Source organism: Massilia alkalitolerans DSM 17462, assembly GCF_000427785.1.
Classification (GTDB): domain Bacteria; phylum Pseudomonadota; class Gammaproteobacteria; order Burkholderiales; family Burkholderiaceae_D; genus Telluria; species Telluria alkalitolerans.
Genome location: NZ_ATYR01000044.1, coordinates 1 through 25,867, shown reverse-complemented (window position 1 = coordinate 25,867; position 25,867 = coordinate 1). Strand labels below are relative to the sequence as shown.

At 65.8% G+C, this 25,867-nt stretch carries 22 protein-coding genes and 1 pseudogene; 12 read left to right on the top strand and 11 right to left on the bottom strand.

Annotated elements, in window-relative coordinates:
• Positions 1-263, top strand: a pseudogene (locus YWC_RS33425) (IS4 family transposase); the annotation flags it as partial.
• Between the two features lie 184 nt (positions 264-447).
• On the opposite strand, the gene YWC_RS0125495 reads toward YWC_RS33425, so the two are convergent.
• From YWC_RS0125495 to YWC_RS0125480, 4 genes are all read right to left on the bottom strand, one after another.
• The gene (locus YWC_RS0125495; protein WP_027867905.1) at positions 448-1,818 is read right to left on the bottom strand and encodes an alkaline phosphatase; all 1,371 of its coding nucleotides are present in this window, start codon (positions 1,816-1,818) and stop codon (positions 448-450) included.
• Between the two features lie 11 nt (positions 1,819-1,829).
• Positions 1,830-3,284, bottom strand: a complete 1,455-nt coding sequence (locus YWC_RS0125490; RefSeq protein ID WP_036216063.1) for an alkaline phosphatase — start codon at positions 3,282-3,284, stop codon at positions 1,830-1,832.
• 90 nt (positions 3,285-3,374) lie between these two features.
• Complete coding sequence (locus tag YWC_RS0125485) at positions 3,375-3,995, bottom strand: lytic transglycosylase domain-containing protein (RefSeq protein WP_084416600.1); 621 nt, start codon at positions 3,993-3,995, stop codon at positions 3,375-3,377.
• Between the two features lie 2 nt (positions 3,996-3,997).
• On the bottom strand, positions 3,998-5,716 hold the full coding sequence (locus YWC_RS0125480) for a proline--tRNA ligase (protein WP_027867902.1): 1,719 nt from the start codon (positions 5,714-5,716) through the stop codon (positions 3,998-4,000).
• 204 nt (positions 5,717-5,920) lie between these two features.
• Here YWC_RS0125480 and YWC_RS0125475 point away from each other — a divergent pair, with 204 nt between their 5' ends.
• The 4 genes from YWC_RS0125475 to YWC_RS0125460 all read left to right on the top strand — a co-directional run bounded on the left by YWC_RS0125475 (position 5,921) and on the right by YWC_RS0125460 (position 10,375).
• Positions 5,921-6,565: an RNA pyrophosphohydrolase gene (locus YWC_RS0125475; RefSeq protein ID WP_027867901.1), complete on the top strand. Its 645-nt coding sequence runs from the start codon at positions 5,921-5,923 to the stop codon at positions 6,563-6,565.
• A 132-nt stretch (positions 6,566-6,697) separates the two neighbouring features.
• Positions 6,698-8,227, top strand: a complete 1,530-nt coding sequence (locus tag YWC_RS31825; RefSeq protein ID WP_027867900.1) for an aspartyl protease family protein — start codon at positions 6,698-6,700, stop codon at positions 8,225-8,227.
• A 62-nt stretch (positions 8,228-8,289) separates the two neighbouring features.
• Positions 8,290-8,718: a DUF1841 family protein gene (locus YWC_RS0125465; protein WP_027867899.1), complete on the top strand. Its 429-nt coding sequence runs from the start codon at positions 8,290-8,292 to the stop codon at positions 8,716-8,718.
• A gap of 142 nt (positions 8,719-8,860) precedes the next feature.
• Positions 8,861-10,375, top strand: coding sequence for an aspartyl protease family protein (locus YWC_RS0125460; RefSeq protein ID WP_027867898.1), 1,515 nt, complete (start codon positions 8,861-8,863; stop codon positions 10,373-10,375).
• On the opposite strand, the gene YWC_RS0125455 is transcribed toward YWC_RS0125460, so the two are convergent.
• From YWC_RS0125455 to YWC_RS0125445, 3 genes are all read right to left on the bottom strand, one after another.
• Positions 10,376-11,896, bottom strand: coding sequence for a SulP family inorganic anion transporter (locus YWC_RS0125455; RefSeq protein WP_027867897.1), 1,521 nt, complete (start codon positions 11,894-11,896; stop codon positions 10,376-10,378).
• 100 nt (positions 11,897-11,996) lie between these two features.
• Positions 11,997-12,335, bottom strand: a complete 339-nt coding sequence (locus YWC_RS0125450; protein WP_027867896.1) for a c-type cytochrome — start codon at positions 12,333-12,335, stop codon at positions 11,997-11,999.
• Positions 12,336-12,345: 10 nt separating this feature from the next.
• Positions 12,346-12,702: a c-type cytochrome gene (locus YWC_RS0125445; protein ID WP_027867895.1), complete on the bottom strand. Its 357-nt coding sequence runs from the start codon at positions 12,700-12,702 to the stop codon at positions 12,346-12,348.
• Between the two features lie 179 nt (positions 12,703-12,881).
• On the opposite strand from YWC_RS0125445, the gene YWC_RS0125440 reads away from it, so the two are divergent.
• From YWC_RS0125440 to YWC_RS0125420, 5 genes are all read left to right on the top strand, one after another.
• On the top strand, positions 12,882-13,736 hold the full coding sequence (locus YWC_RS0125440; RefSeq protein ID WP_027867894.1) for an AAA family ATPase: 855 nt from the start codon (positions 12,882-12,884) through the stop codon (positions 13,734-13,736).
• Positions 13,733-14,323, top strand: coding sequence for a GNAT family N-acetyltransferase (locus YWC_RS0125435; protein ID WP_027867893.1), 591 nt, complete (start codon positions 13,733-13,735; stop codon positions 14,321-14,323). Before YWC_RS0125440 ends, YWC_RS0125435 begins: the two co-directional genes overlap by 4 nt.
• A gap of 3 nt (positions 14,324-14,326) precedes the next feature.
• A complete protein-coding gene (locus YWC_RS0125430) occupies positions 14,327-15,496 on the top strand; it encodes a vWA domain-containing protein (protein WP_027867892.1) in 1,170 nt (389 codons plus the stop codon).
• Positions 15,497-15,583: 87 nt separating this feature from the next.
• The gene (locus YWC_RS0125425) at positions 15,584-16,774 is read left to right on the top strand and encodes a cation:proton antiporter (RefSeq protein WP_027867891.1); all 1,191 of its coding nucleotides are present in this window, start codon (positions 15,584-15,586) and stop codon (positions 16,772-16,774) included.
• Positions 16,764-17,906, top strand: a complete 1,143-nt coding sequence (locus tag YWC_RS0125420; protein ID WP_027867890.1) for a YbdK family carboxylate-amine ligase — start codon at positions 16,764-16,766, stop codon at positions 17,904-17,906. The genes YWC_RS0125425 and YWC_RS0125420 overlap by 11 nt, the downstream gene beginning before the upstream one ends.
• Before the next feature lie 252 nt (positions 17,907-18,158).
• Here YWC_RS0125420 and YWC_RS0125415 read toward each other — a convergent pair whose 3' ends face one another.
• The 3 genes from YWC_RS0125415 to YWC_RS30870 all read right to left on the bottom strand — a co-directional run bounded on the left by YWC_RS0125415 (position 18,159) and on the right by YWC_RS30870 (position 20,622).
• The gene (locus YWC_RS0125415) at positions 18,159-18,476 is read right to left on the bottom strand and encodes a hypothetical protein (RefSeq protein WP_027867889.1); all 318 of its coding nucleotides are present in this window, start codon (positions 18,474-18,476) and stop codon (positions 18,159-18,161) included.
• 84 nt (positions 18,477-18,560) lie between these two features.
• Positions 18,561-19,562 (bottom strand): gamma-glutamyl-gamma-aminobutyrate hydrolase family protein, encoded by a 1,002-nt coding sequence (locus tag YWC_RS0125410; RefSeq protein WP_027867888.1) that lies wholly within the window; start codon positions 19,560-19,562, stop codon positions 18,561-18,563.
• A 145-nt stretch (positions 19,563-19,707) separates the two neighbouring features.
• Positions 19,708-20,622: a response regulator gene (locus tag YWC_RS30870; protein WP_027867887.1), complete on the bottom strand. Its 915-nt coding sequence runs from the start codon at positions 20,620-20,622 to the stop codon at positions 19,708-19,710.
• Between the two features lie 154 nt (positions 20,623-20,776).
• Here YWC_RS30870 and YWC_RS0125400 point away from each other — a divergent pair, with 154 nt between their 5' ends.
• A complete protein-coding gene (locus tag YWC_RS0125400; protein ID WP_027867886.1) occupies positions 20,777-22,774 on the top strand; it encodes a DNA topoisomerase IV subunit B in 1,998 nt (665 codons plus the stop codon).
• Between the two features lie 174 nt (positions 22,775-22,948).
• On the top strand, positions 22,949-25,276 hold the full coding sequence (gene parC, locus YWC_RS0125395) for a DNA topoisomerase IV subunit A (RefSeq protein ID WP_027867885.1): 2,328 nt from the start codon (positions 22,949-22,951) through the stop codon (positions 25,274-25,276).
• Between the two features lie 85 nt (positions 25,277-25,361).
• On the opposite strand, the gene YWC_RS33150 is transcribed toward parC, so the two are convergent.
• The gene (locus YWC_RS33150) at positions 25,362-25,508 is read right to left on the bottom strand and encodes a hypothetical protein (protein ID WP_156923902.1); all 147 of its coding nucleotides are present in this window, start codon (positions 25,506-25,508) and stop codon (positions 25,362-25,364) included.
• Between the last annotated feature and the right edge of the window lie 359 nt (positions 25,509-25,867).

The following is a 25,867-nucleotide window of genomic DNA, read 5'->3' as shown; positions in this document are numbered from 1 at the left end:
GCCTTGAAATCGCCAAGGCTGCGCTGACGGTCAAATGCGAGCCAACTGAGGTCAGCTTCATCCGTGCTTTCCACCTGATCCAGTTCGAGCTGCATTGGGCAGGCGTGACCAGATCATATGGAAAATTGCCCGCATCAATGAAGCATTTGCGGGAAAGGCTGGTTAGCCTTCTGAAAGATGAACGGCCCGGCCGCAAATGCGACCGGGCCGTCAAGGCAACGCCGAAGCGTTATGCCGTCCGGAAGGTCAAGAAGCTACCTTAACTGAACGGCATTACCGGGAGACCGGGGCTTTTTGTTTTGGTGCCTTTGTAGGGTGGGCGGGGTAATTTCGGCCAATGGCCGGAATTACAAACGCCCACGCGGTGATAGTTAGGGCATGAACAGCCGCACGGGCAGCATTACCGTGATTTGAACGCGTGGGCGGGAGACCCGCCCACCCTACGATTCAAAGGCCCGCTGCCGCCTTCATCAGGTGGAACACCTGCGTGTTCTCCATCGTCCCCTTGAACGGCGCCGAACCGGCGCCGGTGGCGAACAGCTTCACGTCCCCGCCGCCGTGCGATTCGTACACGGTGCGCACGCCGGCCTCCTGACGGTATTCGTCGCCCAGGGCGACGGCGCTGTCCACGTCGGCGCGCAGGTCCGGGCGCACCTTGCCGTTGCCGAACAGGAGCGCGGTGAAGGTCTTGCCGTCGGCGTCCTTCTTCGGCTGGCCGCTGGCGTAGTCGTGCACGATGTCCAGCACCTTGCTGCCGCGCTTCGGATAGCCGCTCAGGACCATCGTGTGGTCGTGGTCGGCGGTCACGACGATGAGCGTGTTCTCCAGTCCCGGATCGATTCTCCGCATGCGGTCGATCGCGGCCTGGATCGCCTCGTCGAAGGCCACCGTGTCGGCCAGCGCGTTCTTGGCGTTGGTGTCGTGCAGCGCATGGTCGATCTTGCCGCCTTCGACCATCAGGAAGAAGCCGTCCGGATCCTTCGAGAGCAGCTCGATCGCCTTCAGGGCCATCTCGGTCAGGGTCGGCTGCTCCGGGCGGCGCGCCAGCGAATAGTCCATGTGGGTGTCGGCGCTGTAGATGCCGACGAACTTGCGGCCCGGGCGCGCCGACATCATGTCGGCGCGGGTCTTGCCGACGGCATAGCCCTGCGCCGCGAACTCCGCCATCAAGTCGCGCCCGTCCGCGCGGCCCTTCGGATTGGCGGCCTTGTCGAAGGGCGTGAAGTGGTGGCGCCCGCCGCCCATCAGGACGTCGACGCCGTCGCCCAGCGCGCGGTTGTAGCCTTCGCCGCCCGGCACGATCTGGCGCGCGATGGCGTAGGCCGCGTCGCGGTGGCAGACGTGCGAGAAGGTCGACGCCGGCGTGGCGTGGGTCAGCTCGGTGGTGGTCACCGCGCCCACCGACTTGCCGCGCGCCTTGGCCAGCTCCAGGATGGTCGGCACGATCACGCCGTCGTTCGGCGCGCACTTGTCGATCGTGCGGTTGCCGTTGGCGTCCTTCTCCGGATCGATGGCGCGCGCATCCTTGATCGAGATGCCGTCCTGGTTGATCTTCACGCCGGTCATGTAGGCGCCCATCGAGGGCGCGCTGTCGGTGGTCTGGAAGTCGTTCGAATAGGTCTTGATGCGCGCGGTGCGCTCCAGGCGTTCGAAGTTCAGCAGGCCGTCCTCGCCGTGCTTGAAGATGCGCGCGGCGCTGATGGTGGTCGGGCCCATGCCGTCGCCGAGGAAGAAGATGATGTTCTTGGCCTGCGGCGCGGCCATCGCGCAGCTGCTTGCCAGGCTGGCGGCCAGCAGGAAGTTGAGTCGTTTGTTCATGAATGGATTCCTTACAGGCCTGCGGCGGTCTTGATCAGGCCGAAGACGCGGGTGTTGTCGATGGTCCCGCGGAACAGTTCCGCGCCGGCGCCGGCGGCGCCCAGGTAGACGTCGGTGCCGCCGTGGGTTTCGGCGCCCGTGCGCGTGCGCACCACCGCTTCCTGGTGGTAGTCGTCGCGCGTCACGATCTCGTCGGTGAGCGCGGGCTGGCTGGAGCGCGGACCATTGGTGCGGTTCTCGCCGGTGCCGAAGCCGATGATGGTGAAGGGACGGCCTTCCTTGTCCAGCTTCGGGCTGCCGTCCAGGTTGCGTACCAGGCCCAGCACGCCCGGGTTGGTCGGCGTGGTCTTGCCGGTACGGGCCGTGTAGCCGTTCAGGAGCAGCGTGTGGTCATGGTCGGCGGTGGCGACGATCAGGGTGTTCTTCAGGCCCGGATCCAGGGCTTCCATCTTCTCCAGCGCGGCCTGCATGGCGTCGTTGTAGGACACGGTTTCCTGCAGCGCGCGCTTACCCAGTGTGGCGTGCAGCGCATGGTCGATCAGGCCGCCCTCCACCACCAGGAAGAAGCCCTTGCCCTGCTCCCCCGCGTGCGGGGCCAGCAGGTCGATGGCCTTGCGCGTCATCTCGGTCAGGCTCGGCTGCTTCGCTCCATCGCGGGTGGCGTCGTAATCCATGTGGTTCTGGGCGAACAGGCCGATGGCCGGCTGCTGCGCGTCGAGGGCGAGCGCGTTGAAGCTTGCGGTATCACGGGCGACGCGGAAGCCCTGCTGCCCCAGTTCGGCCAGCAGGTCGCGGTTATCGGCGCGCTTGCCGCCGCGCGCGAAGGGCGTGAAGAACTGGGCGCCGCCGCCGAACATCACGTCCAGGCCGCGCGGACCGAGCGCCCCGTTATAGCCGGCGCCGCCCGGCACCAGCATGGCCGCGAAATCGGTCTCGAGCTTGCGGTGGCAGCCATGGCCGTAGGCGGAGGCGGGGGTGGCGTCGGTGACGCTGGTGTTGGTGACCACGCCCAGCGCCATGCCGCGCTTGCGCGCCAGTTCCAGCAGCGTGGGGGCGGGCGAGCCGCCCTCGCACTGGCTGACCAGGGCATTGCCGTTGGCATCCTTGCCCGGCGCGACCGAGCGGGTGCCGAAGGACATCGAGATCACGCCGTTATTGTGCTTCACGCCGGTCATGTAAGCGGCCATGCCGGCGGCGCTGTCGGTGACCATGGCGTCGTTCGAGAAGGTCTTCACGAAGGCCGATTCGGGCAGGCGGTCGATGGTGAGTTCGCCCGCTTCGCCGGCGTGGAAGATGCGCGCCGCGGTGAGCGTGTTCAGGCCCATGCCGTCGCCGAGGAAGAAGATCACGTTCCTGGCGCGCTGGTCGTGCTGGACCTGCGCGGGTGCCTGGGAAGTGGGCGGCACGGCGGCGCAGCCGGTAAGCAGGGCGAGCAAGGCGGCGCCGGCAAGGGTGGACAATCGCATGGGGGTCCTCTACGTCTGGAAATGGACGAGTTTACACCTTGCCATGTGCATATGGCGTGAGGAATTGTTGCGGGATTGTTGGCGCGATGCTCAGGCCGCCGGCTTGAACTCCCAGCGCTTCCACGCCGCCAGCACCGCGTTCGGATACTGCGGCTTGCCGCGGCTGCCGTTGTAGCGGCCGAGCGCGAGATACAGGTTGCCCTTCTCCATGTCGATGTACATGCGCAGGATCGAGCAGCCGTAGCGCAGGTTGGTCTGCATGTGGAACAGCTTGCGGCGGTCGCTGTCGCCGATGACCTTGGTCCAGAACGGCATCACCTGCATGTAGCCGCGCGCGCCGGCGATGGAAATGGCGTACTTGCGGTAGGCCGACTCCACGTGGATCAGGCCCAGCACCAGCCCCGGGTCGAGGCCGGCCCGGGTCGATTCGTACCAGACCGACTCGAGGAATTCGGTGCGCGACGAGGCGTCCGGGATGCGCTTGGCGAGCCGGCGCGACATCTCGTCGAACCAGGCCTGGTAGCGCGCCCGCGCTTGCTCGTCGCGCAGCACCGGCTTCGGCGGACGGCTGTCGTTGATGGCGTTGGCCAGCGCCAGCCGAACCGAATCGGCCAGCGCTTCTTCCTTCTGGTTGCCGGCATGCGCCGCGCCGGCGAGCAGCAGCGCGCCGGCGAACAGCGCACCGGCTGCGAAGGGGAACAGCGTTGCCAGGTTCACTTGCCCAGCTTGCCCTTGATGAAGGCGACCATGCCGTCGACCGGCACGCTGGTGGCGGCTTCGTCGCGGCGACCCTGGTATTCCAGGTTGCCTTCCTTGAGGCCGCGCTCGCCGATCACGACGCGGTGCGGCACGCCGATCAGTTCCCAGTCGGCGAACATCGCGCCCGGACGCAGGCCGCGGTCGTCGACGATCACGTCGACACCAGCCGCCTGCAGTTCGGCGTACAGCTTCTCGGTCTGTTCCTTGACCATCTCGCTGCGGTCCAGGCCCATCGGGCACAGCACCAGCTCGAAGGGGGCGATCGAATCCGGCCAGATGATGCCCTTGTCGTCGTAGTTCTGCTCGATCGCCGCGCCCAGGATGCGGGTCACGCCGATGCCGTAGCAGCCCATCTGCAGCGGGGCCGGCTTGCCGGCTTCGTCCAGGAAGGTGGCGTCCATCGCTTCCGAATAGGCGGTACCGAGCTGGAACACGTGGCCCACTTCGATGCCGCGCTCGATCGCCAGCACGCCCTTGCCGTCCGGCGAAGGGTCGCCTTCGACCACGTTGCGCAGGTCGGCAACGAGCGGCTCGGCGCAGTCGCGGCCCCAGTTGGCGCCGACGTAGTGGTAGTCCGCCTCATTCGCGCCGCAGACGAAGTCGGCCATGTTGGCGACAGTGCGGTCGGCCACCACCGTGACCGGCAGTTTCGTGCCGATCGGACCGAGGTAGCCCGGCACGGTGCCGTAGACTTCCTGGATTTCGGCTTCGGTCGAGAAGCGGAATTCCTTCAGGCCCGGCACCTTGTTCACCTTGATCTCGTTGAGTTCATGGTCGGCGCGCAGCAGCAGCAGGAAGTAGCTCTTCTTGCCTTCGTTCTCGACGGTCAGGGCGATGCTCTTGACGTGGTGTTGCAGCGGGATGTTCAGCAGTTCGGCCACGGCTTCGCACTTGGTCTTGCCGGGCGTGGAGGTCTTGACCAGTTCCTGGGTGCTTGCTGCGCGCGCGCCGCTGGCCAGTGCTTCGGCCGCTTCGATGTTGGCGGCGTAGTCCGAATCCGGGCAGTACACCAGCGCGTCCTCGCCGGTGCTGGCAATGACGTGGAATTCATGCGAGCCGGTGCCGCCGATGGCGCCATTGTCGGCCGCCACCGCGCGGAACTTCAGGCCGAAGCGCGTGAAGATCCTGGTGTAGGCATCGAACATGGTCGCATAGGACTTCTGCATGCCCTCGACGTCGCGGTCGAAGGAATACGCATCCTTCATGGTGAACTCGCGGCCGCGCATCAGGCCGAAGCGCGGACGGCGCTCGTCGCGGAACTTGGTCTGGATGTGGTAGAAGTTGATCGGCAGCTGGCGGTAGGACTTGAGCTCGCTGCGCACGACGTCGGTGACGACTTCTTCCGAGGTCGGCTGGATGGCGAACTCACGGCCATGGCGGTCTTTCACGCGCATCAGTTCCGGGCCCATCTTGTCCCAGCGGCCGGTCTCCTGCCACAGTTCGGCCGGCTGCACGAGCGGCATCAGCAGTTCGATCGCGCCTGCCTTGTTCATCTCTTCGCGGATGATGTTCTCGACCTTGCGGATGATGCGCAGGCCGGTCGGCATGTAGGTGTAGATGCCCGAACCGAGGCGCTTGATCATCCCGGCGCGCATCATCAACTGGTGGCTGACGATTTCCGCGTCCGAAGGCGCTTCTTTAAGAGTTGAAATAAAAAATCGTGAGGCGCGCATATCCGTGAATTCTTTTTAAAAAGAGAGGGTTATAATCGACCTAATTTTAAAGGATTAGCTGGCTGATGCGTCCAATCTTTCTACAAATGGGTCCGGAACAAGCATCACCTGCCCGGTCGGCAACCAGCCGGCACGGTAGGCAAGGCACTTTGTGGGTAAAAATATAAGGATCGTACGGCCGGCAGAAAGTTTCGAGGTGCACTTATGCTCGATCGTGAAGGGTTCCGCCCCAACGTCGGCATCATCCTGCTGAACGCCAACAACGAGGTGTGGTGGGGCAAGCGGGTGCGCGAGCACTCATGGCAGTTTCCGCAAGGGGGTATCAAATACGGCGAGACGCCGGAACAGGCGATGTACCGCGAACTCGAGGAAGAAATCGGTTTGCGGCAGGAGCACGTCAAGATCGTGGGCCGCACCCGCGACTGGCTGCGCTATGAAGTGCCCGACCACTTCATCAAGCGCGAGATCCGCGGCCACTACCGTGGCCAGAAGCAGATCTGGTTCCTGCTGCGCATGATGGCGCGCGATAACGACGTCAACCTGCGCCTGACCGACCATCCCGAGTTCGACGCCTGGCGCTGGCACGACTACTGGGTGCCGCTGGACGTGGTCATCGAGTTCAAGCGCGATGTCTACCAGCGGGCGCTGCAGGAGCTGTCGCGCTTCATCACCTGGCCGGCCAAGGGCCAGCACGGCGAACGCCGCCACAGCGCGCGCTACCTGCGCCAGCCGCACAGCCGCGCCCAGGGCGGCGGCAAGCCGGCCCAGCAGCAGGCCGTGCTGGCCGGCGCCGTGGCCAAGGCGGAACCGGCCACGCCGGGTTCGCTGGTGCTGACGCCGGACGAGTAAGCCGAACCACCATGGGGAGCAGCACGCTCCCCATGGCTTTCTCCCGCCGCGCCCGCGGCGGATGCCCTGTTTCACCCCGCGCTTTATGCCGGTCGAATTGTCAATACTTCATCCAGCCATGACAATGTCCGGATGAACCCGCTCACCCGCCTCCTCGCCCTCACCGCCCTGTTCGCCGCCTTGCCCGTCCATGCGCAGCAGGAAGACGCGCCCAAGGGATGCAAGTACGTCAATGTCGCCAGTGTCCCGGTGCGCTATACCGGGCCCAGTCTCGCATTGACCATGGAGGGCTCGCTCAACAACACCCCGGCCACCCTGCTGGTCGACACCGGCGCCAGCGACACGGCGCTGACGCGCACCGGCACCGAGCCGCGCGACATGGCACTGTGGAACACCGGCCGGAGCAGCCTGGGCATCGGCGGCTACAGCCGCGTCTACCAGACCCGTTTCAAGGAATTCCGTGCCGGCCCGGCCTCTTCCAGGCCCGGCACGCTCAGGGTATTGCACGACTTCGGCGTCGCACCGGCCTTCGACGGCATCGTCGGCGCCCCTTTCCTGCTGCAGGCGGACCTCGAATTCTCGCTGGCGGAAAAGCAGATCCGCTTCTTCCGGCCGCTCGACTGCCGCAAGGATGAATTCCTGGCCTACTGGGACCGCCAGGCGGTCGTCATCCCCTTCGAGCGCAGCTACAGCGACAGCCCGAATCCCCATTTCACCGTCCTGCTGAACGGGAAAAAGCTCAATGCCATCATCGACAGCGGTTCCTCGACCACCGTCGTCACGCTTGCCGCCGCCAAGCGCGCCGGCCTCAAGCTCGACGCGCCGGGCGTCGAACGCGCCGGCTACAGCGCCGGCATCGGCGAGGCCATGGTGCCGCGCTGGGTGACGGTGTTCGACAAGCTGGAACTGGGCCCCGAGACCATCAGCAATGCGCGGGTCGGCGTGATCGATACCGACCTCCAGGACATCGACGTGCTGCTCGGCGTGGACTTCCTGCGCGCGCACCGGGTCCTGATCGCCATGAGCCAGCGGAAGCTCTACATCAGCTACATCGGCGGCGAGCCCCTCGGCCAGCGGCGCGGCATCGAGCCCTGGATGCAGCAGGAGGCGGACGGCGGCAACACGGACGCCCAGATGATGCTGGCCACGCTGCACGGCAGCGGCCAGGGCGTGCCGCGCGACCCGGCCCAGGCCAAGGCCTGGCTCGAGCGCGCCGCCGCCGGCGGCAATGCGTTTGCCAACTTCGCCATCGGACGCGGCCACATGCCGCGCCGCCAGTATGCGCAGGCGGCCCAGCACCTGCGCCTGGGCCTCGACAAGCTCCCGGGCGACCGCAGCGCCGCCCTCTGGCTCTACCTGGCGCGCCTGCACCAGGGCGAAGGCGAGGCGGCCAGGGCCGACCTGGAAAAGGCCTTCAGGCGCGACGACAATGACCAGTGGCCAAATCCGGTCGCGCGTTATTTCCTCGGCAAGCTGGACGACCAGGAACTGCTGGAGGAAGCGCGCGACGACAAGACCCGCGCCAGGGGCCAGGTCTGCATGGCCAAGACCATGATGGGCGAGCATGCGGCGGCCACGGGCGACATCGAAAAGGCCAAGTCGATCATGTTCCACCGCCCGGAGTGCGGGCCCGCGCCCGCGCCTGCCGGCAAGGCCACGTAGAGCAGACAGCGGCAGGAAGCGCTAGAATGCCGGCTTCCTGCCTTTTTTCTCCCTCCCCAGCCATGTTCACTCCGTCCTCGCACGACGTGCGCCGCTTTTTCTGCGAAGCCCTGCGCAAGCAGCGCAACGGCGAGATCCTGAGCCCGATGGACGCCATCGCGGCCGACTGGATCGTCCAGCATCCCGAATACCACGCCGAACTCGACGACGTCGAAGCGGCCATCGCCCGCGACTACTCGGTCGAAGGCGGCAAGCCGAATCCCTTCCTGCACCTGTCGATGCACCTGTCGATCGCCGAGCAGGTCTCGATCGACCAGCCGCGCGGCATCAAGGCCGCGCACGACCTGCTGGTGGCCCGCATCGGCGAGCACGAGGCGCACCACGAGATCATGGAATGCCTCGGCGAGATGATCTGGAAGTCGCAGCGCGGCGGCCTGCCGCCGGATACCGAAGCCTATATCGAATGCGTACGCCAGCGCGCCACGCGCTGAGGGGCGTGGCAACGTGATTCAAAAATGCGGCACATGCCGCATTTTTTGTATCATGTTCCAAATCGCAACAGTTTAGCTGCAGCGTGCAAGGTTTATGCATACAGGATTGCCGAGACTACAACTCCCCTCCTAGTATGTACGCATGAGAACGATCCTCCGCCTGCTGGGCGCGGCCTGCGCGCTCCTCCCCCTTGCCCATGCCGCCGCGCAGACCTGCACGTATACGCCGATCGGCAAGCTGCCGCTGCGCTATAGCGGCCCGGGCCTGGAGATCACCACCGAGGGCAGCATCAACGGCACCCCGGCCGAGCTGCTGGTCGACACCGGCGCCTACCAGACGGTGCTGACGCGCACGGGCACCGAGCGGCGCGCCATCCGGCTCTATGAGACCGGCCGCCGCACCTCGGGCATCGGGGGCCTGTCCATGCTGTACGCCTCGATCGTCAACGAATTCATCGTCGGCCCGGTCCGCGCGGGCCGCAGCAACATGCCGGTCGTCGGGACCTTCGGCGACACGCCTTCCTACGACGGCATCCTCGGCGCGCCCTTCCTGTTCCAGACCGACGTCGAGATCTCGCTGCCCACCAAGCAGCTGACCTTTTTCGTGCCGGAGAATTGCCGCAACACCCACCTGGGTTACTGGGCCAAGGACGTGCAGTCGGTACCGATGCGGCGCCACGACCAGGATCACATGAACCCCTACTTCATGGTACGCATCAATGGCGTGGAACTGGAAGCCATGATCGATACCGGCGCCACCATCAGTTCGATCAGCAGCAAGGGGGCCAAGCGCGCGGGGATCGCGTTCGACACGCCGGAGGCCCGTGGTTCCGATCTGGTGGGCATCGGCGGCTATACCGCCTCGCGCTGGTACGTGACGCTCAAGACCTTCCAGATCGGCGAGGAAACCGTCCAGAATGCCGAAATGGCGGTGCAGAATTCGGGACTGGACGTGGCCGACGTGATCCTCGGCGCCGACTTCCTGCGCGCCCACCGGGTACTGTTCGCGATGAGCCAGAACAAGCTGTATTTCTCCTACGTGGGCGGCGACCCCTTCGGCCAGCGGCGCACGCTCGAGCCCTGGATGCTGGCAGAGGCCGAGGGCGGCAATCCTTCCGCGCAAATGATGCTGGCCGGCGCCTACAGCAGTGGCAACCGTGCCGCGCGCGACGATGCCCTTGCCGCCGAGTGGCTGGAGAAAGCCGCCAAGGGCGGCAGCCCGCATGCCAACCTGGTCACCGGACGCAGGCTGGTGCAAGGCCGCGACTATGCCGCCGCGATCCCGCGCCTGCGCAGCGCGCTCGACAAGCTTCCGGCCGAGCGCAACGGCGCCTTCTACCTGTACGTCGCCCGCGTACGCCAGGGCGAAGCCGAGCTGGCCAAGTCGGAACTGGCCACCACCTTCGGGCGCAGCGAGCGCGACGAATGGCCGAAGCCGATTGCCGACTTCTACCTTGGCAAGCTTTCCGCCGACAAGCTGCTGGCGCAGGCGGCGGACGACCGCGAAGCGGGCAAGAAGCGCCGCTGCGCCGCGCTGTCGGCGATGGGCGACTGGCACCGCACACACGGCCAGGCCGAGCAGGCCCAAGCGCTCGACAAGCAGCTCGCCGACAGCTGCGCGGACACGGGGCAGAGCTTCGTCAAGCTGGGCGACTGATCAGCCCAGCTTGTCGTCCGCGACGTGGTAGCGCGGGTCTTCCGGCAGGTTCACTTCGATCATGTCGCGGGCGCGTTCGAGCAACTCGCGGCAGTCCGGGCTCAGGTGGCGCAGGTGCAGGCGCTTGCCCAATGCGCGGTAGCGCTCGGCCAGGGCGTCGATGGCCTGGATCGCCGAGTGGTCGGCCACGCGCGCGCGGCGAAACTCGATGACCACGTCCTGCGGATCGGTCTTCGGCGTGAACATCCCCTGGAAGCCGGTCACCGAGGCGAAGAACAGCGTGCCTTCCAGCTCGTAGACCTTCCATCCCTGCGCATCCGAGCCGGTGGTGACGCGGATCTGCTTGGCGTGCTGCCAGGCGAACACCAGGGCCGAGACGACCACCCCGGCCAGCACCGCCACCGCCAGGTCGAAGGCCAGGGTGATGCCCGCCACCAGCACGATCACCAGCGCGTCCGCCCGCGGCACCTTGCCGAACAGGCGGAAGGTGCCCCACTCGAAGGTCTTCTCGCAGACCACGAACATCACGCCGATCAGCGCCGCCAGCGGGATCTGCTCGATCCAGCTTGATCCGACCAGGATGAACGACAGCAGGAACAGGGAAGCCACGATGCCCGACAGGCGCCCGGTACCGCCGCTGTTCACGTTGATCATGCTCTGGCCGATCAGGGCGCAGCCGCCCATGCCCCCGAAAAATCCGGTGACGACGTTGGACGCGCCCAGCGCCAGGCATTCGCGGTTGGGCTGGCCGCGGGTGTCGGTGATCTCGTCGAGCAGGGTGAGCGTCAGCAGCGACTCGATCAGGCCGACGCCGGCCAGCACCAGCGCATACGGGAAGACGATGCGCAGGGTCTCCAGGTTCCACGGCACCTCGGGCACCGCGAAGCTGGGCAGCCCGCCGGCGATCGAACCGAGCTCGCCCACGGTCTTGGTGTCGATGCCCAGCAGCGCGCAGCCGGCGCTGGCCGCCAGGATGCCGACCAGGGTGCTCGGCACCGCCTTGGTAAAGCGCGGCGTGAGGTAGATGACCGCCATGGTGGCGGCGACCACCGTCAGCATCGTGGCCAGTTCAGGGCCACCCATCCATTGCATCGTGCCGTCCGGGCCCGGCGTCTTGAAGTGGCCGAACTGGGCGACGAAGATCACCAGCGCCAGGCCGTTGACGAAGCCGAGCATGACCGGGTGCGGCACCATGCGGATGAACTTGCCCAGGCGCGCGGCCGCGAACAGCAGTTGCAGCACGCCCATCAGCACCACGGCCGCGAACAGGTACTGCGGCCCGTGCTGCACCACCAGCGCCACCATCACCACCGCCAGCGATCCGGCCGCGGCCGAGATCATGCCGGGGCGGCCGCCGAACGCGGAGGTAATGAAGGAAACCAGCACCGCGGCGTACAGGCCGGTGAGCGGCGAGACCTGGGCCACCAGGGCGAAGGCGATCGCCTCGGGGACGAGTGCCAGGGCGACGGTCAGGCCGCTGAGCAGGTTGGATTTGAGGTGGGACGGGGAAAGTGGCTGCATCGGGGCTCCGGAAAACAAAATCCCCCCGCCGGCTGCCCGGTCGGGGGGATCGACAGTTTACCAGCTGGCAGCCGGAACCGCTGGAAGCTGCTGTGTCTTGTTACTTGCTGACCACGAACTGCGACGGCAGGCTGGCCAGGTAGGCGCCGATGTCCGCCATGTCCTTGTTCGACAGCGGCTGCACCTGCCCTGCCATGATCGGATTGATACGGCCGTTGGCGCCGGCGCCGCGCTTGTAGGCGCGCAGGGCGTGGGCCAGGTAGTCGGCATGCTGGCCGGCCAGCTTCGGATAGCTCGGGTCGATCGGCTTGTTGTAGTCGGCGCCGTGGCAGGACGCGCAGTTGTACTTCTTGACGAGCGCCTCGCCTTTCGAGACGTCGGCCGCCGTAGCGTTCAGGGCAAAAGCGCCGGCAACCAGCGCGTAGATCAGTTTTTTCATTGGCTGGTCCTTAGCGTTTGGCGGTGGCGGGGGTCTGCTGCGCGTAGTAGGCGGCGACGTCGGCGATGTCCTGGTCGCTCAGCGAGGCGGCGATGCCCATCATCGACGGGTTCTTGCGCTCGCCCTTGCGATAGGCCTTGAGTGCGCTTTCGATATACTTGGCCGACTGGCCGCCGATCATGGGAACGCGGTAGACCTCGGGGAAGCCCGACTTGTAGCCCGGGATGCCGTGGCAGCCGATGCACATTTCGATCTTGGCCGGTGCTGCTTTCGGATTGCCGACAACTTCCGCCGCGGCGGCCGCGCCGGTCGTGATTGCGCTGGCGGCAAACCCTGCCAATGCCAGTACTGCTAAAGATGTTTTCATGGGTGTGGCTCGTTAGTTGTAATTCGAATACCGCAAACGCACAAAAAGTTAGCAAATGGACTACCAACCTGTCGATTCTATCTGAAGAGTTGTCACCAGTCTACAAACGCGCGCAGCCCTGTCCGCACCTGTGTTCTGGCATATACTCGCCTTCATTTCACTCGAATCCGACAACGCCCATGCACGCTTCCCGACGCTTCGAAGGCAGCGACAACTACGTCGCCACCGCCGACCTGAAACTGGCCGTCAACGCCGCGCTCACGCTCGGCCGCCCGCTCCTGATCAAGGGCGAGCCGGGCACCGGCAAGACCATGCTGGCCGAAGAGGTCGCGGCCGCGCTCGACATGCCGCTGCTGCAGTGGCACGTGAAGTCGACCACCAAGGCCCAGCAGGGCCTGTACGAGTACGACGCGGTGTCGCGCCTGCGCGACTCGCAGCTGGGCGACGAGCGCGTGCGCGACATCCACAACTACATCGTCAAGGGCGTGCTGTGGCAGGCCTTCACGGCGCCGGAACCGACCGTGCTGCTCATCGACGAGATCGACAAGGCCGACATCGAGTTCCCGAACGACCTGCTGCGCGAACTGGACCGCATGGAATTCTACGTCTACGAGACGCGCGAGATGGTGGTGGCCAAGCACCGCCCGCTGGTGATCATCACCTCGAACAACGAGAAGGAATTGCCGGACGCTTTCCTGCGCCGCTGCTTCTTCCACTACATCAAATTCCCGGACCGGGACACCATGGCCGACATCGTCAAGGTGCACTTCCCGACCCTGAAGCAGGACCTGCTGGCCGCCGCGCTGCAGAGCTTCTACGAGCTGCGCGAGGTCGCCGGCATCAAGAAGAAGCCCTCGACCTCAGAATTCCTCGACTGGCTCAAGCTCCTGCTGGCCGAGGACATCCCGGCGGAAGCCCTGCGCAGCCAGGATAGCAAGGCCATCGTGCCGCCGCTGCACGGCGCGCTGCTGAAGAACGAGCAGGACGTGCACCTCTTTGAACGCCTGATCACCATGTCGAGGATGAACCGATGATCAAGGTGTTGCCGGTCACGCTCGAGTTCAACGGCCTGCGCCTGGAGCCGCTGGCGCCGCACCACGAGGACGGCCTGCGCGCCGCCGCCAGCGACGGCGAACTGTGGAAGCTGCGCGTGACCAGCGTGCCCGAGCCGCACAATGCGGCGCAGTACATCGGCACCGCGCTCGACACGCGCGACCGCCTCGCCTTCGCCGTGGTCGACGCGCGCCACGGCAGCGTGCTGGGCACGACCAGCTACCACGACATCGTGCCAAGCGTGGACCGCGTCGAGATCGGCTACACCTGGTACGCCAGGCGCGTCCAGCGCACCCATGTGAACACCAGCTGCAAGCTGCTCCTGCTGTCGCACGCCTTCGATACCCTCGGCTGCGGGGTGGTCGGCCTGCGCACCGACTGCGAGAACTTCGCCTCGCAGGCCGCCATCGAAGCCCTGGGCGCGAAGAAGGACGGGGTCATCCGCCACCACGCCCTGCGCCGCGACGGCACGGTGCGCGACACCGTCATGTACAGCATCCTGCGGAGCGAATGGCCGCCCATCAAGCGCGCCCTGCACGAGCGCCTGGAGCGGCACGCGCGAGGCTGAACCATGCTGATCGACTTCTTCTACACCCTGCGTGACGCCAAGGTCCCGGTCACGATCAAGGAATTCCTGACCCTGCTGGAAGCCCTGCAGCAGGGCGTGACCGCGCCTTCGCTCGACGAGTTCTACTACCTCGCGCGCCTGACGCTGGTGAAGGACGAAGCCCACTTCGACAAGTTCGACCGTGCCTTCGGCGCCTTTTTTCACGGCGTGAACGCGGTGTTCGACGAGAAGGCGGACATTCCCCTCGACTGGCTGCTCAAGCGCTTCGAGCGCGAGCTCACGCCCGAACAAAAGGCCGCGCTGGAAAAGCTCGGCTACGACAAGCTGCAGCAGCGCCTGGAAGAACTGCTGAAGGAACAAAAGGGGCGCCACGAAGGCGGCAGCAAGTGGATCGGCACTGGCGGCACCTCGCCCTTCGGGAATGGCGGCACCAACCCGGAAGGCATCCGCATCGGCGGCCAGGGCCGCAACCGCACCGCGGTCAAGGTCTGGGAGCAGCGCAGCTACCGCGACTACGACGACGAGCGCGAACTCGGCACCCGCAACATCAAGGTGGCGCTGCGCCGCCTGCGCCGCTTCGCCCGTACCGGGGCGGCGGAAGAACTGGCGCTGGACGACACCATCCGCGCCACCGCCAGCAACGCGGGCTACCTCGACATCCGCATGCAGCCCGAGCGCAAGAACCGCATCAAGGTGGTCATGCTGCTGGATGTCGGCGGCTCGATGGACGACCACATCGAGCGCGTGGAAGAACTGTTCTCGGCCGCCAGGAGCGAATTCAAGAACATGGAGTTCTATTACTTCCACAACTGCGTCTACGACTACCTGTGGAAGAACAACCGGCGCCGCCACAGCGAGCGCTTCCCGACCTGGGACGTGCTGCGCACCTACCCGAACGACACCCGCGTGATTTTTGTCGGCGACGCCACCATGAGTCCCTACGAGGTGCTGGCGCCGGGCGGCTCGGTCGAGTACAACAACGAGGAAGCCGGCGCCGCCTGGCTGGCGCGCTTCACGGGCGCCTTCCCCAAGTTCGCCTGGCTCAATCCCGAGCCGGAACACCTGTGGGAATACCGGCAATCGATCGCCGTCATCCGGCAGATCATGAATAACCGGATGTTCCCGATCACGCTGGAGGGGCTGGAACGGGCGATGCGGCTGCTCTCGAAGTAAGACCCTCCGCAGGTCAATCGTGCGCGCAAGACCCTCTTGTAGAATTAACAAAACGACCATATATCGGTCGAACGAGAGGGAGAACCGATGCCGGACCTGCTGCCCATCCTGACCAGCCTTGCGTGGCCGATCGCGCTCGCCATTGCCTGGCTGGCCGGCGAATTCGGCCAGCGCTTCACCGGCCTGCCCCGCATCAGCTTTTATGGCCTGGCCGGCTTCGCGCTGGGCAGTACCCAGATCGGCGTGCTGCCGGCGCCGGACGCCGGCCCGGTGGCGCTGCTGGCCGACATCGCCTTCGGCCTGATCCTGTTCGAACTGGGCTACCGCTTCAACCTGCGCTGGCTGCGCCACAATCCCTGGATCGGGGTGGCCGGGCTGGCGGAAAGCGTGCTCACCTTCGGGCTGGTCTACCTGGTCGCGCTGGCCTTCGGCAGTTCCCAGCTGGTGGCGCTGATGATGGCCGCGCTGTCGATGGGCACCTCGCCCGCCACCATCGTCCGCGTCATCAACGAATACCGCAGCTCGGGCCAGGTCACCGAGCGCGTGCTGCACCTGACGGCGCTGAACTGCGTGCTGGCGGTGTTCGCCTTCAACGCCATCATCGGTTTCTGGATCTTCCACACCTTCGATGCGGTGGGCGAGGCCCTGTGGCAAAGCCTCATCACACTGGCCGGGTCGGCGCTGGTCGGCGCGGTGTTCGGGGTCGCCGTCCCCGCCCTGCTGCGCGCCTTGCACAACCCGCGCCACGACGCCACCGCCGCGTTCGCGCTCGCCATCGTGCTGCTGGTGGCGATCTGCGACGCCGGCTCGCTCTCGCCCTACATCGCGGCGCTCATGTTCGGCCTGACGGCGCGCCATCGCCGCGTCGCGTTCAGCCAGGCGCAGCGCAACTTCGGCGCGCTGGGCGAAGTGCTGACCGTGCTGCTGTTCATCTACGCCGCCTCCACGCTCGACTGGCGCCAGGTGGCGACCGGCGCGACGCTGGCGGTGATCGTGGTGGCGGTGCGCCAGCTGGCCAAGACGATCGGGGTGACCGCGTTTGCCCACCTGTCCGGCGTGTCGTGGCGCAAGGGCGCCCTCACCAGCCTGGGGCTGGCGCCCTTGTCGGTGTTCGTGATCCTGCTGATCGAACATGCGCGCCACGCGGGCGTGCACGTCGTCGAGGAACTGCGCGCGATGGCCGCGGTGACGATGCTGCTCGAAGTGTTCGGCCCTGTCATCATCCAGCGCGCCCTGGTGTGGGCGCGCGAAGCTCCGGAGCGTCCCGATGCCGCTTGAAGCCTTCACCTCCTCGCAGCCGCTCACCTTCGGCGTCGAACTGGAACTGCAGCTGGTCAGCCTGTCGGACTTCAACCTGACCGCGGCGGCACCCGACCTGCTGCACCTCCTGAAGCGCAAGCCCTTCCCCGGCAACGTGACGCCCGAGATCACAGAGAGCATGATCGAGATTAACTCGAGCGTACACTCGTCCTATGGGCCGCTGCTGGACGAATTGCGGGCCATCCGCGACACCCTGGTGGCGGCCGGCGACATGCTCAACATCGGCATCGCGGGCGGCGGCACCCATCCGTTCCAGCACTGGTCGGACCAGAAGATCTCGAGCAAGCCGCGCTACGAATACCTGTCGCAGCTGTACGGCTACCTGGCCAAGCAGTTCACCGTGTTCGGCCAGCACGTGCACATCGGCTGCGCCAACGGCGACGATGCCCTGTACCTGCTGCACGCGCTGAACCGCTACCTGCCGCACTTCATCGCCTTGTCGAGCTCCTCGCCCTTCGTGCAGGGACACGACAGCGGCTTCGATTCGGCGCGGCTGAATTCCGTGTTCGCCTTCCCGATGAGCGGGCGCGCGCCTTTCGTCCTGAGCTGGCAGGAGTTCACCGACGTGTATTTCGCCAAGATGGAGCGCACCAACATCATCAAGAGCATGAAGGACTTCTACTGGGACCTGCGGCCCAAGCCCGAATACGGCACCATCGAGCTGCGCGTGTGCGACACGCCGCTCACGGTGGAGCGCGCGGCGGCGCTGGCGGCGTACCTGCAGGCCCTGTGCCGCCACCTGCTCCAGCGCGTCGACGCGCCGCCGGTGGAAGACGACTACCTAGTCTACAACTACAACCGCTTCCAGGCCTGCCGCTTCGGACTGGAGGGCGCGATCACGCATCCGAAGACCTATGCCAACGTGCCGATGCGCGAAGATATTCTCACCACGCTGGAAAGGATGATGCCGCATGCCGAGGCGCTGGGCAGCGTCGAGGCGCTGCAGCACCTGGCGCAGGCCGCGCGCGAAGGCAGCGACGCGGCCCAGCTGCGCCAAGTCTTCGAGCGCGAAGGCAGCGTCGAAGGCATGGTGAACGGGGCGATCCAGCGCTTCAGGGGCGAGCGGCGGATGCGCTGGCGGCAGGGCTGATGGCCCGCGGCTGCCGATTCGTCGCTCCCGCGAAGGCGGGAGCCCAATTCGGCGAATGTCGCGCTATCTCGACGATACACGGCAACTTGAAGACCGTCGCACCGGCGAAGGCCGGTGCCCAAGTTCTGCGTAGGTGCTAGTTGAAGAAATTGGATCCCGGCCTACGCCGGGAGTCATGGGCGCCAGTGGCGCGCATGACGTGCTACCGCCAACAATAACAGTAGCTATGTGGTGGATTAACGCAAAGAGACCTCACTGCGCCACTACCGTCTTCCCACCCCAGCTCCCTTTCATAAACCTGGCCAGCAGTGGCTGCTTCACCGGCCGCGGCAGCTGCGCGTCCACCAGCCCCGCCCAGCGCTCGGCCAGCTGTTCGCAGGTAGCCCGCAGCACCGGATCGGCGTCCGGCAGCCGCGACAGCGCGCACAGGTGGCGCTCGATCACGGACGCCAGCTTGACGCAGGGCTGCTCGCCGTCGCCGCGCGCGGTGTAGTGCGACATCAGGTGCAACAGCGACGCAACCAGCAGCACGTCCTGGCTGCGCGCAGGGTCTGCGACAGGAATACTCATGCACACCTCCCAAGAAAACAATCGAATTAATGAGAATGATTCTCATTCATTATTGTCCGGCCGGGAGATGAAAGCAAGCGTTTGTTACAGCCGGGTCTCGCGCGCGGCGCGCAGGAATTCGTCCAGCACCGGCGTGCAGTCGAGCAGCTCGACACCGCCGGCGCGGTGGAATTCCGGGTGCCACTGCAGGCCCATGACGAAGTCGGCCCGCTCGTAGCGGATCGCCTCGACGATGCCGTCGGGCTCGGAATAGGCCTCGACGCGGATATCACGCCCCAGTTCCTTGACCGCCTGGTGGTGGATCGAATTGACGATCGGCCGTTCGACGCCGTGGAACATCTTGCCGAGCGAGGAACCGGCCGGGAAGCGGATCGCATGGCGGTGCGCATCGTAGATGTCCTGCACGTGGGCCAGGGCATCGGGCACGTTGGTGAGCACGTCCTGGTAGAGCGTGCCGCCGAAGGCGACGTTGATCAGCTGGCAGCCGCGGCACACGCCCAGCACCGGCTTGCCGGCGTCGACGAATTCGTGCAGCAGCTCGAGCTCGTAGACGTCGCGTGCGCGGTCGCCGCTCCATTCGGGCCGGGTCGGCACCTCGGAATAGGTCTGCGGCGCCACGTCCGCCCCGCCCTGCAGCACCAACCCGTCGAGGTGGCGCGCATAGTGGCGCAAGGTGATGTTGCTGGGATGGAGCAAGCCGTTCGTGTTCACGGTGGGGATCATGAACACCAGTACGTCGCGCGACATCACCCACTGGGCAATCGATTCTTCGAGGTATTGCAGGTTCTTGCTGAGCAGGCCCCGGGCGCCGGGTTCCGGATGGAAGATGCGCGCCGACACCCCGATATGCAGGGTACGGTGCATGAAATCGCGGTTGAAGCGTTCGCGCAGGGCCCGCCAGCGCGAGCCGATGACGCGCCCGGCCAGCGCCAGCGGTGTGTCGCCGTCGCGCTGGTACTTGGCATGCCCGCGCATGGTCTGCCCCTGGGTCGCGCGCCGGTCCGGCACCCGCACCGGGGCTTCGGGACGTTTCTCGATCGGGGGGCCGGGCACTTCCGGAGGTGGTGTCGGTTCGTCTTGCGCCATGACTAGCAATATAGCCGCGCCACGGCCGCGCACGATTTGAAGTTGTTACAAAAAGCTCATCGCGACGCGCGGGCATGTTGCAAAACCGGCAGCTTGCGGGATTTCGCGTTTCGGTTGATACTGTATGCAATTACAGTATTTTTTATTAAGGCTTATTGAGCGGCAAGGCAAGAAGCTTTTGGAAGGTAGCCAGCAGGTGGCGGTCGGCCACGGGTTTGTCGAGCAGTCCGCGCACGCCGGCATCGCGGGCGCGCAGGCTGTCGTACTTGAACGATTGCCCAACAAGAAACAGCACGGCGGTACGCCCTGCCCCTTCCTGCGACTTGATGGCGCTGCTCAGGCTGTACGGTTCGATGCCTGGAGCACAGGTGTTGATCATGACCAGCGACACCGGCGTCTCGTCGCACAGGCGCACGGCGGCGCGGCAGCTGTCGGTCCATTCGACCGGCCGGGCGGTAGTGCCCGGGGCGAGGCAGGAGGTGATGGTGGCGGGATTGCTGGACGTAGTGCTCAAGGGATTGACAAAGGTGTTGGCAACGACGCGCGCCACATGGTCACGGAAGGCGCCGCCCTTGTCGATGATGAGTACGGCGCCATCGGGCGGCCCCTGGCGCAGGCGCGTGTAATAATCCGGCGCCTCGGTGTCCGGCGCCAACCGCGGCCTTCGGCGCCGCTCCGGCAGGCAGCGTTCGCCGCGCGCGGCCAGGGCTGCCAGCGCCTGCACGCGGGTATCGAGCAGTTCGGCCAGGGCTTCGTACAGGCTGGCAGGGTCGACGGGACGCGGCAGGGTGCGGCGCCCGTTCTCGCCAGTGGCGCCGTCGCCGCCGATCTGGAGGATGGGCTGCAGTGCGCCGGGCGGCAGGCAGGCCAGGCGCGCCAGGGCGGCCGGGTTGGCGCCATCGGCGATGTACAGGTCGGGTTCTTGCAAACTGTCGTCGTGCAGGCAAAAATACGACGGCCCTGCCAGCGGGGCTTGCGCCAGCAGCATCTCGAGCTGGACGCATTCAGGGGGCGCGAAACCGACCAGGCGGACGGTAAATGGATATCTGGTTGCGGGCATCGCTTTTCCAGCCTTTCCAATAACACTTCCGGTCACATCGTTTTAATCTAGCACAATAGTGTGGACTAACAAGCACGTTTGGCATCTCAAAAATGGCCAACTTTCCGCGTGACAAGAGATAGAATGCGCAAGCATTGAATTTACACATACCAGCATGGCTTCCAAGAAACCCGCATCTGACTACAGCGAATCATCCATCCGCGTCCTCAAAGGACTCGAGCCCGTGAAACAGCGTCCGGGCATGTACACCCGGACCGAAAACCCGCTGCACATCATCCAGGAAGTGATCGACAACGCCTCCGACGAGGCGCTGGGCGGACACTGCAAGAACATCGCCGTCACCCTGAACACGGACGGCTCGGTCACGGTCGAAGACGATGGCCGCGGCATCCCGGTTGGACTGCACCCGGAAGAAAACGTGCCGACCGTCGAGATCGTCTTCACCCGCCTGCACGCGGGCGGCAAGTTCGACAAGGGCTCGGGCGGCGCCTATGCCTTCTCGGGCGGCCTGCACGGCGTCGGCGTCTCGGTCACCAATGCGCTCTCCACGCGCCTGGAAATCACCGTCTGGCGCAAGGACGACGAGGGCAATGGCGTGCACGAGCTGGCGTTCGAGAACGGCGACCTGGTCGAGCCCCTGAGCTCGCGCCCGCCTGAGCGCGGCGGCAAGAAGAACGGCACCCGCGTTACTGCCCGCCCCGACCCGAAGTACTTCGATTCGCCGAACATTCCGCTGGCCGACATGCAGCGCCTGCTGCGCTCGAAGGCCGTGCTGCTGCCGGGCGTGACCGTCACGCTCACCAATGCCAAGACCGGCGACGTCCAGACCTGGCGCTACGACGAAGGCCTGCGCGGCTACCTGACCGAAGCACTGGCGCAAAGCTCGAACGGCCAGACCCTGATCCCGCTGTTCGAAGGCGCGCAGTACGCCGCCGCCAGCGACGAGGGATTCGCCGAGGGCGAAGGCGCGGCCTGGGTGGTGGCCTGGACCGAGGAAGGCAGCGTGGTGCGCGAGTCCTACGTCAACCTGATCCCGACCGTGAGCGGCGGCACCCATGAATCCGGCCTGCGCGATGGCCTGTTCGGCGCGGTGAAGAGCTTCGTCGAGATGCACTCGCTGCTGCCGAAAGGCGTCAAGCTGCTGCCGGAAGACGTGTTCGCGCGCGTCTCCTTCGTGCTGTCCGCGAAAGTGCTGGACCCGCAGTTCCAGGGCCAGACCAAGGAACGCCTGAACTCGCGCGACGCGGTCAAGCTGGTGTCCACCTTCACCCGCCCGCCGCTCGAGTTGTGGCTGAACCAGCACGTCGAATACGGCAAGAAGCTGGCTGAACTCGTCATCAAGCAGGCGCAATCGCGCCTGCGTTCGCTGCAGAAGGTCGAGAAGAAGAAGTCCTCGGGCGTGGCCGTGTTGCCGGGCAAGCTGACCGATTGCGAATCGACCGACATCACCCGCAACGAGCTGTTCCTGGTCGAGGGCGACTCGGCGGGCGGCTCGGCCAAGATGGGCCGCGACAAGGAATTCCAGGCCATCCTGCCGCTGCGCGGCAAGGTGCTGAACTCCTGGGAAACCGAGCGCGACCGCCTGTTCGCGAACAACGAGATCCACGACATCGCGGTGGCGATCGGCGTCGATCCGCACGGCGTCGACGACAACCCGGACCTGACCGGCCTGCGCTACGGGAAGATCTGCATCCTGTCCGATGCGGACGTGGACGGCTCGCACATCCAGGTGCTGCTGCTGACCCTGTTCTTCAAGCACTTCCCTGCCCTGTTCCGCCACGGCCACATCTGCGTGGCGCGTCCGCCGCTGTACCGCGTCGACGTGCCGGCGCGCGGCAAGAAGCCGCTGCAGAAGCTGTACGCGCTGGACGACGGCGAACTGCTGGCCATCGAGGACAAGCTGAAAAAAGAAGGCCTGAAGGAAGGCGTGTGGAGCATCTCGCGCTTCAAGGGCCTGGGCGAGATGAACGCGGAACAGCTGTGGGAAACCACCATGAACCCGGACACCCGCCGCCTGCTGCCGGTCGCCTTCGGCCAGTACAGCCTGCCTGAATCGGCCTCGCGCTTCAACATGCTGATGGGGAAAGGCGAAGCCGCCGCCCGTCGCGCCTGGCTGGAAGAACACGGCAACGAAACTGAGGCGGATATTTAAGACGCTGGCGTGACGCATGCAAACTTGGATCCCCGCCTGCGCGGGGATGACGGTCTCGAAGCTGTTGGCCGAAAAACCGTCGTTCCCGCGCAGGCGGGAACAATGCCACTGGCATTGTTCCCCCCAATTTGGTACCGCAGCCACTAGCCTCCGCCAAGAAACGAACAAACAATCATGACGACGCAAGCAAGCCTCTTCGAACAACAAAACGCGCCTTCGGACGATTCCGAAACGCTCACCCTTTCCACCTTCGCCGAGCGCGCCTACCTCGACTACGCCGTCTCGGTGGTCAAGGGCCGCGCGCTGCCGGACGTCTCGGACGGCCAGAAGCCGGTGCAGCGCCGCATCCTGTACTCGATGCACGAACTGGGCCTGGGCCACACCGCCAAGCCGCGCAAGTCGGCCACCGTGGTCGGCGACGTGCTCGGTAAGCTGCACCCGCACGGCGACCAGTCGGTGTACGACGCGCTGGTGCGCATGGCCCAGGACTTCTCGCTGCGCTACCCGCTGATCGACGGCCAGGGCAACTTCGGCTCGCGCGACGGCGACGGCGCCGCGGCGATGCGCTATACCGAAGCGCGCCTGACCCCGGTGTCGCGCCTGCTGCTCGACGAACTCGACATGGGCACGGTGGACTTCCAGCCGAACTACGACGGCTCCACCACCGAGCCGCGCCAGCTGCCGGCGCGCCTGCCGATGGTGCTGCTCAACGGCGCCTCGGGCATCGCGGTCGGCATGGCCACCGAGATCCCGTCGCACAACCTGCGCGAAGTGGCGACCGCCGCCGTGGCCCTGATCCGCAACCCGAAGATGACCCATGCCGAGCTGATGACCCACATCACCGGCCCGGACTTCCCGGGCGGCGGCCAGATCATCACCCCGGCCTCGAACATCGCCGACATGTACGCGACCGGCCGCGGTTCGCTCAAGGTGCGCGCGCGCTGGAAGATCGAGGAACTGGCGCGCGGCCAGTGGCAGGCGGTGGTCACCGAACTGCCGCCGGGCTGCTCGGCCCAGCGCGTGCTGGAAGAAATCGAAGAACTCACCAACCCGAAGGTCAAGGCCGGCAAGAAGGCCCTGCTGCCGGAGCAGCTGGCGCTGAAGCAGACCATCCTCGGCGCGCTCGATACCGTGCGCGACGAATCGGGCCGCGAAGCGGCGGTGCGCATCGTGTTCGAGCCGAAGTCGAAGAACCAGGACCAGAACGAGTTCATGCTGATGCTGCTCGCCCATACCTCGCTCGAGACTTCCAGCCCGATGAACCTGGTGATGATCGGCGGCGACGGCCGTCCGCGCCAGAAAGGGCTGACCGACATCCTGCAGGAATGGATCGACTTCCGCTTCGTCACCGTGCGCCGCCGTACCGAATTCAGGCTGGGCAAGGTCAACGACCGCATCCACATCCTGGAGGGTCGCGAGACCGTCCTGCTGAACATCGACGAAGTCATCGCCATCATCCGTAACTCGGACGAGCCGAAGGCCGCGCTGATCGAGCGCTTCCGCCTGTCGGAGCGCCAGGCCGAGGACATCCTCGAGATCCGCCTGCGCCAGCTGGCGCGCCTGGAAGCGATCAAGATCCAGCAGGAGCTGGCCGAGCTGCGCAGCGAGAAGGAAAAGCTGGAAGACATCCTGAATAATCCGTCCAGCATGAAGCGCCTGATCATCCGCGAGATCGAGCAGGACGCCAAGCAGTACGGCGACGAGCGCCGCACCCTGATCGAGGAAGCCGAGCGCGCCGTGGCCGAGCAGAAGGTCATCGACGAGCCGGTGACGGTGATCGTGTCGGAGAAAGGCTGGGTGCGCGCGCGCACCGGCATCGGCCACGACCCGGCGCAGTTCACCTTCAAGGCCGGCGACTCGCTGCTCCAGGCCTTCGAGTGCCGCACCGTCGATTCGCTGATCGGCATCGGCAGCAACGGCAAGTCCTTCTCGGTGCCGGTGGCTGCCCTGCCGGGCGCGCGCGGCGACGGCGTGCCGATCACCACCCTGGTCGACCTGTCGGGCGGCGTGCGCATCCTGCACTACTTCGCGGGCAACCCGGAGACGCGCCTGCTGCTGGCCTCGTCGAACGGCTTCGGCTTCATTGCCAAGGCCGGCGACATGATCAGCCGACTGAAGGGCGGCAAGTCCTTCATCACGCTCGACGAGGGCGCCGTGCCGCTGCCACCGCGGATCGTGAGCGACACCGCTGGCGCGATCGCCTGCCTGTCCGAGAAGGGCCGCGTGCTGGTGTTCGGCATCGACGAGATGAAGGTGCTGACCAACGGCGGCCGCGGCGTGACGCTGATGGAACTGGAGCCGAAGGAAACCCTGCTGGCGGCGCAGCCGATCAACCAGAAGGGCGTGAACGTGATCGGCACCTGGGCCGGCTCGAAGCCGCGCACGGTGGAGCTGTTTGCCTCGGGCCTGGAGCCGCACTTCGGCAAGCGCGCGCGCAAGGGCAAGCCGCTGTCGGCCAAGCTCAAGGCGCAGGATCTGGCGATGCGGGCGACCGACGCTTGATCGGTTTGAGCGGGTAGTGGAGAACGCCGGCTTCGAGCCGGCGTTTTATTGTGGTGTACGCTAACGTTCGCTATGTCCAGCGAACTTAGGTTCCGGCCTTCGCCGGAACGACGTGCATGAGCAGCCGCATAGAACGTTTTATCGTCAGCTCAAAGACCGTCATTCCGGCGAAGGCCGGAATCCAATTTTGCATGCGCACCACAAACGCAATCGGGATAGGGGCGGCCAACATGGCCGGCCCCTCCCACACCACCCGGCATGCGGGTCCGCACCGGGCGGTTGGAACGGTTGAGGTCATGGTGCCATACCCGGCGCACAATGCCTGCTCTCATCTTTGTTCAACCCGGTCAATCGGGTTCTTCGCTGTCGGAGGAAGCGTCGGCTTCACCTTGGCCTCCAGTTAACGAGCCCCGTTACCGGGCATCTGAAGCATTCCCAATCGAATGGTCGAGCAGATTCCAGCTCCCATTCCTTCGGTCCTTCAGCACCAGTCTTTAGCCTCGCCGGCCATACCAGCACCTACTACGACCTCTGCTGACTTCTCGCTCCGGCTTGCGCGTTCCGGTTGCCATTGGCAACCGTCACCCCTTT

Bases quoted from the DNA above. Each gene is read 5' to 3' on its own strand.
- YWC_RS0125465 (WP_027867899.1), top strand. From the start codon at position 8,290: ATGTTCACTCCGTCCTCGCACGACGTGCGCCGCTTTTTCTGCGAAGCC.
- YWC_RS0125440 (WP_027867894.1), top strand. From the start codon at position 12,882: ATGCACGCTTCCCGACGCTTCGAAGGCAGCGACAACTACGTCGCCACC.
- YWC_RS0125420 (WP_027867890.1), top strand. From the start codon at position 16,764: ATGCCGCTTGAAGCCTTCACCTCCTCGCAGCCGCTCACCTTCGGCGTC.
- YWC_RS0125490 (WP_036216063.1), bottom strand. From the start codon at position 3,284: ATGCGATTGTCCACCCTTGCCGGCGCCGCCTTGCTCGCCCTGCTTACC.
- YWC_RS0125400 (WP_027867886.1), top strand. From the start codon at position 20,777: ATGGCTTCCAAGAAACCCGCATCTGACTACAGCGAATCATCCATCCGC.
- YWC_RS0125475 (WP_027867901.1), top strand. From the start codon at position 5,921: ATGCTCGATCGTGAAGGGTTCCGCCCCAACGTCGGCATCATCCTGCTG.
- YWC_RS0125460 (WP_027867898.1), top strand. From the start codon at position 8,861: ATGAGAACGATCCTCCGCCTGCTGGGCGCGGCCTGCGCGCTCCTCCCC.
- YWC_RS0125455 (WP_027867897.1), bottom strand. From the start codon at position 11,896: ATGCAGCCACTTTCCCCGTCCCACCTCAAATCCAACCTGCTCAGCGGC.
- YWC_RS0125495 (WP_027867905.1), bottom strand. From the start codon at position 1,818: ATGAACAAACGACTCAACTTCCTGCTGGCCGCCAGCCTGGCAAGCAGC.
- YWC_RS30870 (WP_027867887.1), bottom strand. From the start codon at position 20,622: ATGCCCGCAACCAGATATCCATTTACCGTCCGCCTGGTCGGTTTCGCG.
- YWC_RS33150 (WP_156923902.1), bottom strand. From the start codon at position 25,508: ATGTTGGCCGCCCCTATCCCGATTGCGTTTGTGGTGCGCATGCAAAAT.
- YWC_RS0125450 (WP_027867896.1), bottom strand. From the start codon at position 12,335: ATGAAAAAACTGATCTACGCGCTGGTTGCCGGCGCTTTTGCCCTGAAC.
- YWC_RS0125480 (WP_027867902.1), bottom strand. From the start codon at position 5,716: ATGCGCGCCTCACGATTTTTTATTTCAACTCTTAAAGAAGCGCCTTCG.
- YWC_RS0125425 (WP_027867891.1), top strand. From the start codon at position 15,584: ATGCCGGACCTGCTGCCCATCCTGACCAGCCTTGCGTGGCCGATCGCG.
- YWC_RS0125435 (WP_027867893.1), top strand. From the start codon at position 13,733: ATGATCAAGGTGTTGCCGGTCACGCTCGAGTTCAACGGCCTGCGCCTG.
- YWC_RS0125415 (WP_027867889.1), bottom strand. From the start codon at position 18,476: ATGAGTATTCCTGTCGCAGACCCTGCGCGCAGCCAGGACGTGCTGCTG.
- parC (WP_027867885.1), top strand. From the start codon at position 22,949: ATGACGACGCAAGCAAGCCTCTTCGAACAACAAAACGCGCCTTCGGAC.
- YWC_RS0125430 (WP_027867892.1), top strand. From the start codon at position 14,327: ATGCTGATCGACTTCTTCTACACCCTGCGTGACGCCAAGGTCCCGGTC.
- YWC_RS0125445 (WP_027867895.1), bottom strand. From the start codon at position 12,702: ATGAAAACATCTTTAGCAGTACTGGCATTGGCAGGGTTTGCCGCCAGC.
- YWC_RS31825 (WP_027867900.1), top strand. From the start codon at position 6,698: ATGAACCCGCTCACCCGCCTCCTCGCCCTCACCGCCCTGTTCGCCGCC.
- YWC_RS0125410 (WP_027867888.1), bottom strand. From the start codon at position 19,562: ATGGCGCAAGACGAACCGACACCACCTCCGGAAGTGCCCGGCCCCCCG.